Here is a 15,469-nt window from a genome sequence, read left to right on the forward strand (position 1 = left end):
AGCTCGACCATCTGCGCGATCGCCTGGTCGGGTACTGCGCGCGACCACCATCGTGCGCCGTGCCGCTATCGCGCGCGACTGCAGCATCGGTTCCATCACCTACGACGGAGGACTGCGCCATGCCACAGCAATCAGTACCTCCTCACCCAGGGCCACCTGCGTGCCATGGCCGCGATGCCATGGTGATTGCGATGCGTGTGCGATGAAGCGTCAGCGCACGGCGTGGTGGCTTCCGCATCTGTGCACTGCACTGCTGTGGGTCAGTGGCGCGGCCTGGAGCCAGCCGCAACCCTGGGCCAAGACCGAAGCCATGCTGCTCGACGACCCCACCGCCGCGCTGCAGGCCACCGAGCGACAGCTGCGCCAGGCGCGCGCAAGCGGGCAGGCCGATGCCACGTTCTGGGCGGCCTTGGCACAGGCGCGGGTGCTGACTTCGCTGGAAGACAGTGCACGCCGCACACAGGCGCTGACGCAGGCACGCGACGTGCTGGACCAGCTGCATGGCAGCGGCGCACAGGCGCGGCTGTGGCTGGACACGGTGCAGGCACTGAGCGATGTGCGCGAAAACCCCAATCGCTCCATGGTGGCGCGGCTGGAAGAGTTGCGCCGACAGGCGCGCGCGCTGGGCCGTCGTGACCTGCTGTGCGAAGTCGACGCGGTGGACATGTGGAGCATGCTGGCGTCGGGCAGCAGCGATGAGGCCTGGAATGCCGCGCAGGCCAGCTACCAATGTGCGGTGCGCGAAGGATCGCTGTCGCTGGAGCTGGATGCGTTGACACAACTCGGGTCACTGGCCAGCCGCGTGGGCGGGCGCACCGCCAAGGAAAACGAAGCCGAAGCGTATCTGCTGCGCGCATTGACGCGCCTGGGTGACCTGCCGGCACGCTTCCAGCGCAGCCTGATCGAATACGAATACGGTGCCTCGTTGGCGCTGCAGCAGCCGGACGCGGCGTTGGTGCATTTCCGCCGCGCACTGGCCTTGAGCCGCGCGCTGGGCGATCAGGCCGGCGTGGCAGCGGCACTGACCAGTGCCAGCGAAGCCTTGATCGAGACCGGCGATGCCGCCGCGGCGCTGGTCACCGCCAACGAAGCGCTGCCGCTGATGCAGGCGCAGGGCAACATCGGCCGCGTCGCGGCCTGCCACGCGGTGTTGTTGAAGGCGATGACCGCGCTGAAGGATGCGCGCCTGGGCGAGGAGATCGCCGCGGCCAGGCGCGCCGATGGCCCGCAGCTGGCATCGAGCCGCCGTGTGGACCTGGCCGATGCCATTGCCGCGGCGCTGGCCTCGATGGGCCAGCACGCGCAGGCCTATGCCGAACTGCAACGTGCCAACGCCTTGCGTGAGCGTAGCCAGGAGGGCCAGCGCGACACGGTGATGCTGCGGCTGCATGCGCGCTACGAAGATGCACGCCGCAGTGCGGAAACCGCGGAATTGCGCCGCCGCAGCGAAACCGCGCAGTTGGCGCTGCAGGCGCGCGAAGCTGGTCAGCGCACCTTGTGGATCGCGCTGTGTGCGGCCTGCCTGTTGCTGATCGCCGCGCTGGTGGTGGTGGCGGTGGGCTGGCGCCATCGCCGCCAGCTCTCCACTCTGGCCATGCGCGACGAACTGACCGGCCTGCCCAACCGTCGCGCGATCCGTACCGAGGCGCAGCAGCAGATCGAGCATGCGCTGCGTACACGCACCTCCTGCATGCTGGCCTTGATCGACCTGGACCACTTCAAGCAGATCAACGACGTGCACGGCCATGCCACCGGCGACGCGGTGCTCAAGGCGCTGGCTGCCGCGTCCCGGCGCGCCCTGCGCGAGCGCGACCAGCTCGGCCGGTTGGGCGGCGAGGAATTTCTGCTGGTGTTGCCGGGCTGCACCGCTGACGAAATCGGCAACGTGTTCGCGCGTCTGCGCAGTGCGGTGGCGGCGATTGCCATCGCAGGCCTGCCGGCAGATGCGCCGGTGCGCTTCTGCCTGGGCGCGGTGCGCGTCACCCCGGCGACCGGGCTGGACGTGCTGCTGAGTCAGGCCGACCTGGCGCTGTACGCCGCCAAGACCGCCGGCCGCGACCAATGGGCCGTGTACGGCGCGTAGTGCAAGTGCGCACGCTGGTGGAGTGCGACAATGGCGCCGCAGTGCGGCACACTTTGCGCGCGGCGCTGCCGCACCTCTTGCCTGCTCAGCGATGCCATTCCGTGCGAACCGATAGCCGCCTTTCCCGCATGCTGCATGTGCTGTTGCACATGGCCAGAAGTGCGCAGCCGATGACCTCCGAACAGATCGCCCGCATGCTGTCGACCAATGCGGTGGTGGTGCGGCGGACCATGGCCGGCCTGCGCGAGGCCGGCTATGTGCAATCGTCCAAGGGCCACCACGGTGGCTGGCAGTTGGCGCGCGATCTTGCTCAAGTCACATTGCTGGATGTGCACCGCGCTGTCGGTGGCCCGCATCTGTTCGCAATCGGCACCGACCAGGACCACCCGCAATGCGGTGTGGAGCGTGTGGTCAATGCCGCCATCGCCGACGCGCTCACCGCCGCCGAAACCTTGCTGTTGGAGCGCCTGGGAACGGTGACCCTGGCGGACCTGGCCAGTGACTTCGATGCCTTGTGCAAGACCGCCACACCCGTGCAAGCCGCGGGAAAAGCCAAGCGCGCAAAGCGCGACTGAGTGGTTCGGCAGTGCCGGTGGCCTTGTGGTGGGTGCGCTCGGTTGCCGGGGTCCTTGCTTGCCAGCGATGGTTGACTGATCTGTCTGCTTGCATGCAGCCTGATGCTGCTTCAACGCAATGAGTAGTTCAATCGCTGCGCGTCGAATGAGGTGACGGGCGACGCATGCACTTGTGGTCTCTGTAAGCCTTGCTCATCGCAGTGCTACGCATTGCAGGCAATCACGCGTCAGGCTGCACGCTGTGCGTGGCGCGGCGTTGGCCATGTGATCAGCGCGGTGCGCGCAGTCGCCTCGCAACCTCCGCAATCTCGCAGTGCTTAGCGTTGCAGGGCATGACAGATCGACGCCGTGGATCACCAGCTCGCCGGCACGCGTGTTGAGGTTGGCCACGTGCTGCACCGCCTTGATCATCCACGAATAGCGCGCATTGCCGGCGTCGTCCAGCACCTTGAAGCCATAGAGCTGCGTCCCCGGCTGGCTGCACTCCAGGCTGTCGCCCTGCAGTGGCCATGCGATCAACGCGGCACGCACAGTCGCTTCAAGTGCTGACTCCAGTCTCGACAAAAACGCAGCTGCTGAGCTCGCTGATAAGCGCATGCACAATCACATAGCCCTCCGGTAACCGCTTGAACCGCTGCCCCAATCATGTAACATCTAAAAGTGCATAAAGAAGCAAAAGGCAAGGCAGCGCAATGCACTACGACGTGATCATCATCGGTGGCAGCTACGCGGGACTCTCGGCCGGCTTGCAGCTCGCGCGTGCACGCCGCCGCGTTCTGGTGGTGGACAGTGGTCTGCGCCGCAATCGCTTTGCCGCAACCTCGCATGGTTTTTTGAGCCGCGACGGCGAGTCTCCTGCGCAGATTGCCGCGCACGGGCGCACGCAGGTGCGCGCGTATCCCGATGTGCACTGGGCCGATGCCGAGGTGACGCAGGTGGACGGCACCGCAGAGGCATTCCGCGTGACGCTTGGCAATGGTGGGGCCCACACGGCGCGCCGTCTCATCATTGCCACGGGTGTGGTGGACCGCCTGCCGGATATCCCGGGCCTGGCCGAACGCTGGGGCAAGCAGATCTTCGTTTGCCCGTATTGCCATGGCTACGAACTGGAGCAGGGACAAATTGGCGTGCTGGCCACTTCTGCGTTTGCGGTGCACCAGGCCGCGATGCTGCAGGATTGGGGCGCCACCCGCTTGTTCTTGAACGACGCGCTGGCCTTGGACGCCACGCAGAACGCCCAACTACAGGCACGCGGCGTGACCCTGGTGCCAGGCGCGGTGGCCCGCATCCAGGGCGACGACGCGCATGTGGAGGTGGTGCTGCGCGATGGGCAAACCACACAATTGGACGGCCTGTTCATCACCACGCAAACCCACATCAGCCCTGTGGTGACGGCAATGGGGTGCGCCCTGGCGGACGGGCCACTGGGCAGCCATGTAGCGGTGGATGCAATGCAGGCGACTTCGGTTCCCGGGGTCTTTGCATGCGGCGACATTGCCAGCCCCGCAGCCTCGGTGACCTTCGCGGTGGCCAGCGGCGCCATGGCCGGCGTGGCTGCGCATCGCTCGCTGATCTTTGGCTTGCCGGCGTGAACTGAGCTGGCGCGGTGACCGCGAAGCGGCGAAGAGAGAACTCGCGCGCGTAATCGGTGTTATCGCCGCCATTTTGCACCGGATCCAGCTAATGAATGTTGGTCGGCGGTAACAGCCATGTACCGCGATCTATGCCGAAGCGTGCGCTCGCCCTCTGCATTTACTGACGAGTGCGCGCAGCATTGCGTCAGCCGCTGCAGTGGTTTGCGAATCGCCCGCAGCAACACCGTTGCGCCTGCGCATCGGCCGCATACAAATACGCCCGGTGCAGGGAGATCGGCAGCAAACCGTAGTGTCTGCCGATCTCCCTGCACCAGGCGCGTGGAGACGACTGCAGTGCGCAGTCGTCTCTGCTGTTACTGCTGCACTTCCTGGAACGGCACGTTATGTTCCTTGGAATACGCGCGCTGCGCCGTGTTCAGGGCCTGGATGTCGGCCACCAGGCCGTTGGCGGTGGTCTGCAGCTGCTTGCCCAGCGGTGCCAGGGTCTCGTTGGTGTAGCCATCCGGCAACGCGGCAATCTGCTCCATCGCGGCCATGGTGGCGTCGGCGCTCTTGAGCGTGGCGACCAGCTTGGCATCCAGCTCCTTGGCGTTATCGGGCACGCCCGAGGCCATCATCGTGTTGGCCTGCGTATTGGCGGCCAGGGCCTTGCGCTGGCCGGCCAGTGCAATCTTGTACTGCTCCAGCGGCTTGTGCGCGATGGCATCGGCCATCAGCGACTGCCCGCGCTCGCCCGACACCCATGGGTCGACGATTTGGACCACGCCGTTCCAGACCGAGATGTTATGCAGGAGATAGTCGCTGGAGGACATCTTGGCGGCGCCGCTGGCGATATCGCTTCCGCCACAGGCAGACAGCAGCAGGCTGAAAGAAAGCACGACAAACGCGGTGAAAGTCTTCAAAGCAGAGTCCTTGGTACGGGTTTTCCGCGGCAGGGCCGCAGCGAACAGGAGAACACCAAGGAAGCGCCAACGGCCTGCAGCATCGCGACCGATGCGGACGATCTTCCTTGATACGAAGCAGCGCTTGGGTCCATCCCGCGATGCGGGTGCGCTACGGCACGTAGTATAGCGGCCGTCGTCAGATGCATGCGGCATTGCCCGCTCAAGCGCGATCTGCACGCGCTCAGCCACGCATCGCGCGCTGTGCAGCAGGTGTTGCTATTAGCGGCGTGGAGCTGTGTGAGCATGCGACATCGGTAAACTGGCGAACTATTCGTTGCAGTGGCACTACGTTGAAACCACCCCGTCGCCGTGCAGTTGTACCAGCACCCAACTCACGCAAGGAGCGCATCGCTGCGGTGCTGCAAGGTGCAGGCATGCTACTGGTGGCGGCAGCCTGCTGCATGCGGCTGGCGCTGCTGGTCGAGGCCGTGGTGAAGGGGCGTTATGTCAGCGTCATCCGTGGGCGGCCGACACGCATTTTCCTGCTGGAGGCGGATCCGCAGCGTTACTGGATCGCCATTGGCTGGGATGCGGCGTTGACAGGTGGCTTGTTGGTGCTGCTGCTGGTGATCGCCCGCATGTGGTGGCTGCAGCGGCGCTGATGCCGCGTGTAGCCGACTGTTGTGCAGCGGTGCGTCTTGCGCATCGCAGCGCTCTACCAGCGCTACGCATTAACGCAGCGCTGTTCTGAGACGTGACGTGCATTGCGCATTCCGGCGCGGCATGACGCTGCATCGAGCGTATGGCTTGATGATCAAGCGCCATCACGGCTGCAGTTCGGCCGCCCCCGCTCAGCGTGCGGGCTGCCCGGCCGCTGGCTTCTTCGGTTTGAGATTCGGCCAGGTGTCGTAGCCGTAGACTAAGTTCTTCTGGTCGGTGCCCTCGGTGGGGTCGCAGCGTGGCGAACTTCCGCTAGCGGCCATGCCGGGTTCCAGCTTCCCGCCCACATCGCGCACGGCCTGCGCGGCGTAGTCGCAGATCGGGCCGTCGGTTGCCACGTTCCAATCGGTGCGCGTACTGGGCTTGGCATGCTGGATCAACACGATTGGCGTGCCGTTGAACACATGCACTTGTGCAGCGTGATCGCGCCCGGTGCTGAAATAGCAGGGCGCCGGAATGCCCAGCGGCAGGGTCTCGGCATCGCGCTGGACCACGCATTGCCCATCGCGTTCGCCCAACTGCAGGACCCGGCCCGCCAGGGTGGCGGTGGTCACCGGATGGCGCGTGGTCACCGGTGACGATGCGGCGGCGGAAGTCTGTGCGTCTGCCGGCAGGCAGGCGAGCATCAAACCGAGTGCAAGGGTGCTGGCGGCAACTGGCAGGTGCATGCAACGTCCGTGTCGATGGCGCCGCAGTATGGCAGATGCGCCGGCTGCTCCTTCCTTTAGATCATCCAGCCCAGGGATGCAGCGGCCCACGTGTTGGGCCGCGCGCCTGCATTGCTAGACTCGTGGCACTGCAAACGGAGCGCACCGCGTGGAGATGGAAACCCTGAAGGCCGCGCGGCGGCCGCCGGTGTTCGGTGGGCTGTCGTTGCTGGCGGTGCCGGTGGGTGGTGGTGTGGGGATCATCGCCGCCGCCGGCTACGGCGGTTACGGCGCGGCGATTGCCGGGCTGATGGTCGCGGTCTGCGTGGCGGCCGTCATCGGGCTGGCGTGCCTGATGCTGTCGCGGCTCAACAATGAGCGCTATGCGCCGCTCGCTTGGGCCGGTGCGGTGCTCAGCGTCATTCCCCGCGTGATGCTGCTGGTTGTCATCGTGCTGCGAGGTTGACGCTGATTGCATCAGGCCTGCATCACCGCCGTGGCGGCAGCACCGCCAGCACGCCATCGAGCGCCAGCTGGGTACGAAACCCGGCCTTGCTCAGCCGCTTGCTCACTTCGTTGGGCACGTCGCGGCCGCTGGTGAGCTTGTTGGGCGCGCCGGTGTAATGGAACAGGCGCCCACCCGGACGCAGCACGCGCGCCAGCTGGTCGTAGAACACTTGCGAATACAGCTCCCCGGCGATGCCGAAGCGTGGCGGGTCGTGCAGGATGGCATCGAATGCTGCATCGGCCAGCGTGGTGATGTGCTGCGCCACATCGCCATGGGTCAGGTGCAGGCGGCCGGCCGCTGCTGCCGCGTCCGGATCCGGCGACCAGGGATTGAGCGTGCGCAGCCACAGCACGTCGGCGTTCTTCTCGAACGACTGCAACTGCGCGACGCCGGCCTCCAGGCAGCAGGCCGCGAAGTAGCCGAGGCCGCCGCAGGTGTCGAGCACGGTCTTGCCGTGCGGCTCCACCAGCGCCACCTTGCGTTGCGCATCCTCGAACGGCGAGAGCTGCGCGGAGGGCAGCATCTTGATGCCATCGATCTCGAAGGTGGGCGGGCCCCAGTCGGTGGGCACCAGCTTGATCAAGCTGCCGCCGAAGCGCGAGATGGGTTCAAAGTCGTCGCCATCCCAGAAATACAGCGTGCGGTCCTTGAGCTTGCCCGGATACGGGTAGCCCTTGCCCCGCCACTGCCAGGTCTGCGCATCGAGCTCGGCGGTGGCCGTGGTGCGGCCCAGGTCCAGCGAGCCGGTCCAGCGTGGGAGCCCCTTATCGCGCGCGGCAAGCAGGGCGAGGGCGTCGGAGCGGGTCAGCAGGGGGCCGGAGTAATGGGGCACGATGGCGGTCTGCACCGGGCCGCGCCACACGCACGACCAGGCTGAAGGGGAGGGACCGGCATCGTACCTGAGCCATTGCGCCGCGGCATCGGGGCAGTGCGTACGTGTTGGAGGCCGTTGTGCTGGCGTAGCGCTGGCGGCTTGGCCACCCTTGGGTGCGCGCGGCCGACGACCCGGTATGCAAGATGCGCTTGTGCACTGCGTGGCATGCACATTTCGAAGCGACTGCGCTCCGCAAGCGGGCCGCGCTGGGCCAACACACCGCCGTGTCGCTGCTATCGCGGTACTACCGTGCCCGGATTCACCGCGCGCCAATTCCGCTTGAGCGCATCGCACCGCATACTTGGCCATGCCGGCATCGACACCGCGTCGGATGCAGCGCCACTGCGGAGTGCGGTCCATGCTGAAGGGTGTGTTGTTGGGGTTTGCGTGCTACGCGGCCTATTCGATCAGCGATGCGTTTGTGAAGCTGCTGGAAGGCACGCTGCCGGCCTATGAAGTGCTGTGCCTGGGCGCACTGCTGATGCTGGTGGCGGTGCCGTTCCTGAAGAAGCCCGAAGACCGCTTGCGCGAGCTGGTGATGGCCAAGCAGCCGGCGCTGTGGCTGTTGCGCGCGCTGACCGGCGCCATCGGCAACCTGACCTCGGTGATCGCCTTCACCACCTTGCCGATGGCCGAAGCGTTCGCGCTGATCTTCCTGATGCCGATCTTTGTCACGGTGCTGTCGGTGGTGTTCCTCAAGGAGGAAGTGCGCTGGCGGCGCTGGTCGGCGGTGATCGTCGGCTTTATCGGTGTGCTGATCGTGCTGCGGCCGGGCTTCCGTCACCTCACCCATGGGCATGTGGCCGCGATCGTGTGTGGCCTGGTCGGTGCGATTTCGGTGATCACCTTGCGCATGGCCGGGCACAGCGAAAAACGCCTCACCCTGTACGGTGCCGGCGTGATCGGCCCGCTGGTGATGGGCGCGATCTTGATGCTGCCGACCTTCGTGTGGCCCACGCTGTACCAATGGGGACTGCTGGCGGGCTACGGCCTGTTGGCGGGCCTGGCGGCGATCTGCCTGATGTACGCCACGCGCATGGCCCCGGTCAGCGTGGTGGCGCCCACCCAGTACAGCCAGATGCTGTGGGCGATCGCTTTCGGCTACCTGTTGTTCCACGACCACCTGGATTGGCCAATGGCGGTCGGCATTGCGCTGATCCTGGGCGCCGGGCTGTTCACCCTGGTGCGCGAGGAGCAGGTATCGCGTTGGTGGCGACGCACCAAGATTGTGTGAGGTGCGGCGTGTAGTGCCGCTGGGAATGGGGAATCGGGAATGGGGAATCGCAAGAGCAGCTGCTGGCGCTGATCATTACGGCGCAGCGCCTTTGCGATTCCCGATTCCCGATTCCCCATTCCCCATTCCCGACATCACAGCGTGATCGTCAGCGCCCCCGCCAGTGCTCGACGATGCGCGCATAGTCGCCACTGGCCTTGCTCAGATGCAGCCATTGATCCACGTACGCCTTCCATGCCGCGTCGTCGCGTGGGAGCAGGAAGGCTTTTTCGCTGTATTGCAGGGGCTGCTCGGGTGCGACCGCGCACAGGCCGGGCAGGCGCGCCTGCTGGAACGTGGCTTCGGAGGCGTCGGTAATCATCACGTCGGCGCGGCCCTGCCGGAGTTCTTCGAAGATGGTGGTGTTGTCTGCAAACAACCGCAGGTTCGCCTGCGGCAGTTGACGCCGTGCGAACGCCTCGTTGGTGCCGCCGGGCGGTTCGATCACACGCACCTCCGGGCGATTGATCTGGGCGACGCTGCGATAGCGCGCCTGATCGGCGCAGCGCACCAGCGGAATCTTGCCGTCGACATCCAGCACGCTGCTGAAACTGGCCTGGCGCTGCCGTTGCAAGGTCACCGAAATGCCGCCCACCGCCAGGTCGCAGCGATCGGCCAGCAGGTCGTGCATCAGCTGTGGCCAACTGGTACGGACGAACTGCACCCGCGCATCCAGGCTGTCTGCCAACGCCTGTGCCAGCGCGATATCGCTGCCCTCGAACTGCCCATCGGCGCGCAACAGCGAATACGGGCGGTAGTCGCCGGTGGTGCAGACGCGCAGCACGCCGGCGCGCACCACCGCATCCAGGCGCGAGGCCGGCGCTGCTGCCGTAGCGGTGCCGCACAGGAGCAGCAGCATGATCAGAAGACGTGGGCGCATGACAGCGGCCTGGAGGGCGGAGCCCCATGATAGCCACTGACCCGCAGGCAACCGCAGCGCAGCAGTGCGCGCCCAGCGTCAACGGCAGGTCAGCGCGCACGCGTTGCGGCTCACGGCCTGCTAGCACTGCGCACCCTAGCGTCGGGTACAGATTCCCAGCCGGAGATGTCGCATGATCCTGTATTCGCTCAACACCGATCCGCCTGCATCGGTTGTCTCGCAGTTTCGCTTGCACGGCACGCCGGGGCCGCAGCGCGACGACGACTTGCCGCCCTCGAACGACCCCTCGCCACGGCGCGGCGGTATCGACGATGAAGTGGGCGATCTCGACAACCCCGAGAACGACGACGATCAGGCATTGCCCGGGCGTGTTGGTGGTGGCCTGGCGGGTGGTTGATGCACCTGGATCACACCGGCGAAACTACGCAAGTAGATGCCGGTGCGACGTTGCTTAGAGGCTGCGCCGCCGCTCGCGGCGGGAAGCGCGTGGTGAATAACCGCATGCCTGACTGCTGCTTACAACAGCGCCAGTTCGCGCATGCCGCTGTTTGGTCGGTATTGCTGGCGATTCACGGTGCTCTACTCGAGCGGCCAAGCGCTGGCCACACGCGCGCAACTGCGTAAGGCTCGCTCGCTGAAGCTGATGACTGTGTCTCTGGCAATGCATGCGTGAAGCACTTGCACGCGCCGTAATTTGCGCGGCGACGGCCGGTGCGTGCAGCCGGTGTGTGACAGCGACCCGCACGCACCGGACTGACCCGGCGAGATCAACTAGCGGCGCTGAAAGCGCTTGTCGCTCTAAACAAGCAAACGAGCTAAACAAGCCCACGCCCAGTTCAGGCAAACCTCCTGCTCGCGCTACGGAAACTGCACATGCCCCGGTTCGAAATACGCCGGCTTGCTGCCGTCCTCCGGTAGGCGTGGCAACGTATCGGTGAGGACCTTGCCGCGAATGTCGGTAATGCGCAGGGTTAGCGGTTGGTCGCCCAGTTGCTCGCCCAGGAAATGGTTGTAGTCCATCTTCTGCAGGTTCTTCCAGGTGCTGCCTTGCTTCACTTCCAGCTTCACCACCGGATAGGCGTGGTTGCGCACCTGGATCGCCGCCCACCAGCGTGAGCTGCCTTCCTTGATGCGGTATTGCAGATTGCCGGTGACCGGCGCGCGTACCACTTTCCAGCTGATCGGGATGCGCCCCTGCACCATGTCGCCGATCGCCGCGAACGCGTTGTGCGATAGATCCAGGCCGCCGGATGCGCCCTCCGGATATAGATCGGTCACGTAGACCGTGGTGGTGCCCTTGGGGCCGGTCACCTTCAGGTACGCGCCGGCAAGGGCAGCCTTGACGCCACCGAAGTTCAGCTGCACCGGGTTGAGCGCGGTGATGAAGGCATCACTCGGAATGGGGTCCAGCAGGAGCGCGCCGCCAGAGTAGCCGGAGCCGGTCACGGTGGCGGTGCCGGTGAAAGTACTATTCCACGGCTTCTTCCCACTCGCATTCTTCGTGCTGTCGCCGGTTGCTGTCGCAATGGCGGGCATCACGGGTAACCTGCCCCAGGCATGACGCAAGATCAGCAGTTTGTCTGCGCGGGGGCTGCCATCCGGCGCCAACAGGCCGCCGTTGTTGGCATTGCCCGTTTCCCAACTGCCGAGAAATGCGCTGCGTATTCCTGCGTTTGCCAAATAACCGCTCAATGCGGTTTGCCATGCCGGGTCACGCGGGTCGCCATCGCCCAGTCCACCGCCGAGGCTGACGGGTACCACTGCATGGTCGATTGCGAATTGGCCGAAGTCGCGTTGCCACATGGCGGGCAGTGCCTGCGCAAATCCGGGTGCGGCGAAGGCATCGGTCGTATCGCGATCCGGGCCCGCCAACTTCGGCATCAACACCAAGTGTCGGCGAGCGATGTCCAGCGGCACGCACGCGAACGGCTGAAGATTGCTGCCAGGCGCCTTGCGCTCTGGGTCACTGCACACCGCATTGCTGCCCACACCTTCCACACCGACGACCCAGCGCGGTGCCTGCGCCAGCACCCTTGCAACTGCGCGCGACGCTACCCGGTTCCAATCCTGATCCGCCGCGTTTCCTGCCCAGCTGGCATTGCGATAGCCGCTGCTGCCAAGGTCGATGCCCAGGACATTGGCGTTGCCGCCATAGCGGCGTGCCAGCGTAACCAGGCCGCGCGTCCATGCTTGCTGCTGTGCGCCCAGGAGCGGTGCGCGGTCATCGCAGCCTCCATCTGCAAACGCGAACATCACCTGCATCCCGCGCTGGCTTGCGGCATGCACCACTGCGTCGAGCAGTTGCAAGGAATCTAATCCGCGCAGCGTGGAATCGCCGGCAACTTCTGCAGCTGCCACAGGGGCGCGTTGCAGAACAGCGGCGCAGACCGGCACACGTACGGCATTGATGTCTGACGCCTGCATCCGATCCAGCAGTTGCGCCAGTGTGTTGTTGCGCATGCCGACGGCCGCCAACCCGGCGCGATCGAAGCCGGGCCAGGTGACCCCGCGAATGTGCAGCGTCTGACCTGTTGCATCGACAAGGGGAGCTTGCGTACTGACCTGCATCGCCGGCGCGGTGACCGGGATGAGCGTTGCGAGCGCGATCAAGAAATGGATATGTGATGGCATGGACGTCTTCTGGAGTGTGTTATGTACGGTTGCGTGCGAAGCGGCCTGTGCGGGTGGAGACAAAAGGGCGCAGCTCCCCGGCAACGCGCGCGATGCAGTCCCGGCATGCCACAGGCCGGGTTGGCCGTCAGCGGCACGGAGTGGACGCTGCGCCGCTTGCCGTGGCGCTACCGAGCCTGTGCCATGCAGCGCCCGTTCCGCCAGCGACGGCATCTGCTCCGATGTCATCTCATTCGAAGCGCATGCCGCGCTCCAGACAGAGGTAGAGCAGCACGACAGCGATTGAAATGGCGGGCGCAAGGCGCCGCCATCGTGGTTGCAGCGCTCCTCCCGCGGCCGAGGAGCGGTAGAGCACACTAGCCTCTACCGCTCTGTGGCAACGCAGTTATCGCATCACCGATGCGGTGTCGCGCTCACGGTGACCGAGCTCGCGTCTGCACCCGATGCGCCGTTGGCCGTTACCTTGTAGTAGTACGTGGTGCCGTTGGTGAGCGTCTGGTCCACATATGAGGGCGAGGTCAGGCCCGATGCGACGGTGATGGGAGCAGCGGTTGCGTCGGCGACACGTTGCACCGTGTAACCCGTGGCACCGGCAACGGGCGACCAGCTGAGCCTGACCTCGCCATCCGCTGCATTGGCGGTCAACCCCTTGGTCGCCGTCGGCCGACTGGCGGGCACCGCGTCGGTCGACGCCGACTGCAGCGCCGCCTTGGTCGAGGTGCCGATGGCGGGATACGCGTTGGCGACCAACTGGAGGAACTGCGCGTGGAACCAGTTACCGGCGATCGGCGCGTTCGGCAAGGCACCCGTCAACGTGCCGTCCGGCGTCGTATAGGTCGGGTCGCAGTATCTGTCGAAGCCCTTGCCCTGGTTGTTGGGGATGGACTTGCTGGCGCCGTCGGATTCGCCTGCTCCCTTACCCCACACATAGGCATGGATATGCCCGCCGGGTGCCGCGGTCGGCGGCATGCCGATCCCCGCACCACTCTGATTGCACCAGTTGCCGCGATGGAGGCGACGGTCCACGCGTCCGGAGTCCACGTAGGTGTTGATGTCATTGCCGCTGGCAGATGCAGGGCGCGCTTTGCCGCCCCAGCCGTTGCGACCGGTGTCGATCAGAAAGCCGATCTTGCTGGACCAACCCGCGCCGACGAAGCCGTTGTAGAGCGCTTCCGCATAGGTCGATTCGTCGAAGAAACTGTTCCATTGATAGAAGTTGGACGAGCGAATGGGCTGGCCACCGATCGTCAGGTCCGGATTGGGCAGGTTCGGCTCATGAAGCGGCGTGTAATTGGCGGTGTTGGTGATGAAGCCATCCGCACTGGCCAAACCGGCTGCCGTTCCCTGCACGACCCGTGTGTATAGCGAAATTGCCGGGCTACGGTTGCTATCCCACCCCAGCCAGCCGGAATGGCCGATATCCAGGTAATTGTAAAGATTGGGAGTGGCATGGAGCTTGTCGAGCGCGTACTTGATGGCGGCCTCGTAAATGCCGCTGGATGCCGCCTGGCCGCAGGCGGGCGTGCTTTGATTGGTGACAAGATTCGGAAGGCTGTCCGGCTCGATGATGTTGACGATCCGAAGATCTTTGTATTTCGGATTGGCCAACGTCGATGCGATGACGTCGATGTATTCGGTCTTGTAGCGCTGCAAGCCGGCTTGCGTCAGTGGTAGCTCGCCGTTGGAGGCCAGCGCATGGCAGTCGCGCCCCGGCATGTCGTAAATGACAAAGCCGACCGTGATAGGCGTATTGGCCTTTTTCTGGGCCAATGCCGCATCCAGGTGGCCTTGCAGACTTAGGCGGCCGGCGTTGCGCGAGCCGCCATAGATCGCGTTGATCGAATCCAGCCAGACGGAGGTCGGATAGGACTTGACGACCTGCATCTTGGCTTTCAGTTGCACATCCTTGACCTTGACGATCGACGAGTTGACTTCCTTCGAATAATCGGGATTGAGATACCCGCTCGCGCCGACAAACGGGTTGTCGACATGGCTCTGGGCGGATGCGGCAACGGGAACGAGCAGCGCGCCTGTCAGCAACGAAACGGCGAGCTTGGATGTGACGCAGGGTCGGAGGTTTGTCGAAGATGACATTGAATTTCGCCTTGAGATGGGAAATGGTGAAACGGTGTGTAATTAGTGAAATATCAAGATGTCGCGTGATTCTCCGTGACTGGTGGTTTCTCTCGATGGATGCCCGCTCGGGGTGAGTGATGCACGTGCGCAACCGAACGCGCCCCAGATGCGCGTGCATCGGTGGTCCTGCGCCGGGGGCGATCGGCGCAGGAGATGGTGCGGTATGTCGCATTCAAGCTGCTCGCCGTATTCGCGCATCGGTCGGCGCAATGCGTCGATTCCGTTGCCCGTTTGAGCGCAGCTGCAGCGGGCTGACGCCCAGGCGTACCGGGCGATTGTGTGCCGCGTCGTTGCGGCTCATGCCCGCTTTCGTCGACCCGCCTGCCGCGACCATCGACCGGCATGGCCGGCGTATTGATCGACAACGGCAGCAGGCCTTGCAGGCAAGGTGTGGCTGGAGATGCACGGGAGACTGTCTGGCGAGGCGAAGAACGTAGAAGGCCAGCATCGATGGCGCGAATCCGTGCGCGGCCTCTAGAAAGCGAACTCTACAATAAAGCAGATCCTGGAACTGTGGACGACTACGCTCACCATCTGCGAAAGGTGTGGAGTTATTGCAGATGCCGATTATGTGGAGACGCCAACGCCAACGCCAACGCCAACGCAGACGGATATCGTTTATTCGGAGATTTGATTCATAAAGATAATATCGAAAGTTATTTA

The 15,469-nt window shown here is 64.9% G+C and carries 13 protein-coding genes and 1 pseudogene; 8 read left to right on the forward strand and 6 right to left on the reverse strand.

Translation table 11 applies throughout. The features are described 5' to 3' along the window. The first annotated feature begins 202 nt into the window (after positions 1 to 202). The 3 genes from ACD584_RS18895 to ACD584_RS18905 all read left to right on the forward strand — a co-directional run bounded on the left by ACD584_RS18895 (position 203) and on the right by ACD584_RS18905 (position 4,250). Positions 203 to 2,083 (forward strand): diguanylate cyclase, encoded by a 1,881-nt coding sequence (locus tag ACD584_RS18895; RefSeq protein WP_175611695.1) that lies wholly within the window; start codon positions 203 to 205, stop codon positions 2,081 to 2,083. A gap of 128 nt (positions 2,084 to 2,211) precedes the next feature. Then, on the forward strand, positions 2,212 to 2,658 hold the full coding sequence (locus ACD584_RS18900) for an Rrf2 family transcriptional regulator (protein ID WP_228438101.1): 447 nt from the start codon (positions 2,212 to 2,214) through the stop codon (positions 2,656 to 2,658). A 692-nt stretch (positions 2,659 to 3,350) separates the two neighbouring features. Next, positions 3,351 to 4,250: an NAD(P)/FAD-dependent oxidoreductase gene (locus ACD584_RS18905; protein ID WP_076037260.1), complete on the forward strand. Its 900-nt coding sequence runs from the start codon at positions 3,351 to 3,353 to the stop codon at positions 4,248 to 4,250. A 356-nt stretch (positions 4,251 to 4,606) separates the two neighbouring features. Here ACD584_RS18905 and ACD584_RS18910 read toward each other — a convergent pair whose 3' ends face one another. Further along, positions 4,607 to 5,155, reverse strand: coding sequence for a hypothetical protein (locus ACD584_RS18910; protein ID WP_042597172.1), 549 nt, complete (start codon positions 5,153 to 5,155; stop codon positions 4,607 to 4,609). Positions 5,156 to 5,598: 443 nt separating this feature from the next. Here ACD584_RS18910 and ACD584_RS18915 point away from each other — a divergent pair, with 443 nt between their 5' ends. Next, positions 5,599 to 5,799, forward strand: coding sequence for a hypothetical protein (locus ACD584_RS18915; RefSeq protein WP_227971606.1), 201 nt, complete (start codon positions 5,599 to 5,601; stop codon positions 5,797 to 5,799). Positions 5,800 to 5,988: 189 nt separating this feature from the next. Here the strand turns inward: ACD584_RS18915 and ACD584_RS18920 are convergent, their stop codons facing one another. Next, positions 5,989 to 6,525: a hypothetical protein gene (locus ACD584_RS18920; RefSeq protein ID WP_175611694.1), complete on the reverse strand. Its 537-nt coding sequence runs from the start codon at positions 6,523 to 6,525 to the stop codon at positions 5,989 to 5,991. A 154-nt stretch (positions 6,526 to 6,679) separates the two neighbouring features. On the opposite strand from ACD584_RS18920, the gene ACD584_RS18925 reads away from it, so the two are divergent. After that, the gene (locus ACD584_RS18925; protein WP_076037257.1) at positions 6,680 to 6,970 is read left to right on the forward strand and encodes a hypothetical protein; all 291 of its coding nucleotides are present in this window, start codon (positions 6,680 to 6,682) and stop codon (positions 6,968 to 6,970) included. A 22-nt stretch (positions 6,971 to 6,992) separates the two neighbouring features. Here the strand turns inward: ACD584_RS18925 and ACD584_RS18930 are convergent, their stop codons facing one another. Further along, on the reverse strand, positions 6,993 to 7,844 hold the full coding sequence (locus ACD584_RS18930; protein WP_372357323.1) for an MnmC family methyltransferase: 852 nt from the start codon (positions 7,842 to 7,844) through the stop codon (positions 6,993 to 6,995). A 400-nt stretch (positions 7,845 to 8,244) separates the two neighbouring features. On the opposite strand from ACD584_RS18930, the gene ACD584_RS18935 reads away from it, so the two are divergent. Next, positions 8,245 to 9,120, forward strand: a complete 876-nt coding sequence (locus tag ACD584_RS18935; RefSeq protein WP_012437301.1) for a DMT family transporter — start codon at positions 8,245 to 8,247, stop codon at positions 9,118 to 9,120. A 148-nt stretch (positions 9,121 to 9,268) separates the two neighbouring features. Here ACD584_RS18935 and ACD584_RS18940 read toward each other — a convergent pair whose 3' ends face one another. Then, positions 9,269 to 10,039: a transporter substrate-binding domain-containing protein gene (locus ACD584_RS18940; protein ID WP_042597167.1), complete on the reverse strand. Its 771-nt coding sequence runs from the start codon at positions 10,037 to 10,039 to the stop codon at positions 9,269 to 9,271. A 172-nt stretch (positions 10,040 to 10,211) separates the two neighbouring features. Between ACD584_RS18940 and ACD584_RS18945 the strand changes: the two genes are divergently transcribed. Continuing rightward, on the forward strand, positions 10,212 to 10,436 hold the full coding sequence (locus ACD584_RS18945) for a hypothetical protein (RefSeq protein WP_011038628.1): 225 nt from the start codon (positions 10,212 to 10,214) through the stop codon (positions 10,434 to 10,436). A 461-nt stretch (positions 10,437 to 10,897) separates the two neighbouring features. Here ACD584_RS18945 and ACD584_RS18950 read toward each other — a convergent pair whose 3' ends face one another. Both ACD584_RS18950 and ACD584_RS18955 read right to left on the reverse strand, forming a co-directional pair. After that, the gene (locus tag ACD584_RS18950; RefSeq protein ID WP_076037255.1) at positions 10,898 to 12,670 is read right to left on the reverse strand and encodes an expansin EXLX1 family cellulose-binding protein; all 1,773 of its coding nucleotides are present in this window, start codon (positions 12,668 to 12,670) and stop codon (positions 10,898 to 10,900) included. 393 nt (positions 12,671 to 13,063) lie between these two features. Next, entirely contained in the window at positions 13,064 to 14,710 is a 1,647-nt protein-coding gene (locus ACD584_RS18955) for a glycoside hydrolase family 6 protein (RefSeq protein ID WP_175611874.1), read from the reverse strand. Positions 14,711 to 14,883: 173 nt separating this feature from the next. Here ACD584_RS18955 and ACD584_RS18960 point away from each other — a divergent pair. Then, positions 14,884 to 15,243, forward strand: a pseudogene (locus ACD584_RS18960) (hypothetical protein). Positions 15,244 to 15,469: the final 226 nt, after the last annotated feature.

Source organism: Xanthomonas sp. NCPPB 2922 (genome assembly GCF_041520885.1).
GTDB lineage: Bacteria > Pseudomonadota > Gammaproteobacteria > Xanthomonadales > Xanthomonadaceae > Xanthomonas > Xanthomonas campestris.